This is a genomic window from Curtobacterium sp. MCBA15_016, assembly GCF_001865105.1.
In the GTDB taxonomy this organism is placed as follows: domain Bacteria; phylum Actinomycetota; class Actinomycetes; order Actinomycetales; family Microbacteriaceae; genus Curtobacterium.
The window spans coordinates 1-1,560 of the sequence record NZ_MJGR01000042.1; the positions used below are offsets into that span (position 1 = coordinate 1).

General features: G+C 71.5%; 2 protein-coding genes. One reads left to right on the forward strand and one right to left on the reverse strand.

The features are described from left to right. The coding region (locus BIV03_RS16000) for a proteasome assembly chaperone family protein (RefSeq protein WP_071296403.1) at window positions 1-738 on the reverse strand (738 nt) is incomplete at its 3' end. A 159-nt stretch (window positions 739-897) separates the two neighbouring features. On the opposite strand from BIV03_RS16000, the gene BIV03_RS16005 reads away from it, so the two are divergent. Further along, window positions 898-1,560: HAD family phosphatase (locus tag BIV03_RS16005; protein WP_254790928.1), on the forward strand; the 663-nt coding region annotated here is incomplete at its 3' end.

Consider the following 1,560-nt stretch of genomic DNA (forward strand, 5'->3'; position numbering starts at 1 on the left):
GGCGGCGAGGGCGTCGATGCCCTCCTCCCACTCGGTGGCGTCGTCGAGCAGCGATCCCCGCGGGACCGTGACGTCGGTGAGCTCCTCGATCTTGTCGAGCAGCGAGAGCGTCGCCTTGGGGGACGGCGAGTTGTGCACGTAGTGCGGCACCGAGGCCCAGAGCGACAGCGTGGTGAGGCCGGCGCTGTCCATCGCGTCGGCGAGCACCCCGAGGATCCCGGTCGGGCCCTCGTACGAGGAGCGGTCGACGTCGAACGCGGCACGCACGCCCGCGTTCTCGCTCGACACGAACACCGAGATGGGTCGCGTGTGCGGGACGTCGGCGAGCATCGCGCCGACGAAGACGACGGCGTCGATCGAGTAGACGTCCGCGAGGTCGATGATCTCCGCGCAGAAGCCGCGCCAGGTCCGCGAGGGCTCCGGGCCGACGAGCACGTAGACGTCGCGTTCGGACGGGGAGCCGGTGGCTCCGATCACGGGTCGACCCTCGGCACCGGGACCGTGCAGGACGATCCGCGGCCACTGGATGCCCCGGCCGCCGTTCTCGTCCGTGCCGACGTTCGGGCGGTTGAACTGGTAGTCGACGTACCGCTCACCGTCGAGTTCGCGCAGCTCGTCGAGCTCGAGCGACTCGACGATGCGCCTGGCGAGACCGCTCGCCGCTTCTCCGGCGTCGTTCCAGCCCTCGAAGGCGACGACGAGCAGTCGACCGTCGCTGAAGGGGGAGTGCTGTGGCACGGACGGGACCTCCTGGTGGTGGAGCGGGGCGCGGGCGGCTCGCAGGTCGCGCGCGACCGGACATTCGCAGCAACAAGGATAGGGCCGCTCGACCGGAGTGCGTCCACGCGTCCGCGGTGAGCGGAACGCGGGCGGACCGCCCCGGTAGACTCGTCGCCCGTGACCGCGCAACCCTCCGCCCTCGTCCCGCCCGCAGCCGTGCTGTGGGACATGGACGGCACGATCATCGACACCGAGCCGATCTGGCAGCAGTCCCAGGTCGAACTCACCGACCGCTACGGCGTCGTCTGGACCCACGAGGACGGTCTCGCCCTGGTGGGCAGCGGCCTCGAGCGCTCGGGGGAGATCCTCCGCGACAAGGGCGTCGACATGGAGGTCGAGGAGATCATCCAGTGGATGACCGAGTACGTGATGGTGCGCCTGCGCGACGGTGAACTGCCGTGGCGTCCCGGTGCCCGCGAGCTCATCGAGGGCCTGCACGACCGCGGCATCCCGACCGCCCTCGTCACGATGTCCCGTCGGAAGATGGCGCTCGTCGCCGCCGATGCGCTCGGCGCGCGCGGGTTCCGGGTCGTCGTCGCGGGTGACGACGTCGAGCGGCCGAAGCCCTTCCCCGACGCCTACCTGTCCGCCGCCGCGCAGCTCGGCGTCGACCCGACCGCGTGCGTCGCGATCGAGGACTCGGCGACCGGCGTGGCCTCGGCCGTGGCCTCCGGCGCGGTCACGGTGGCCGTCGAGCACATCGTCCCGCTGTCGGACATCACGGGCGGCGACGTCCACCTCACCACCCTCGCGGACGTCGACGTCGACCGGCTCGTCGAG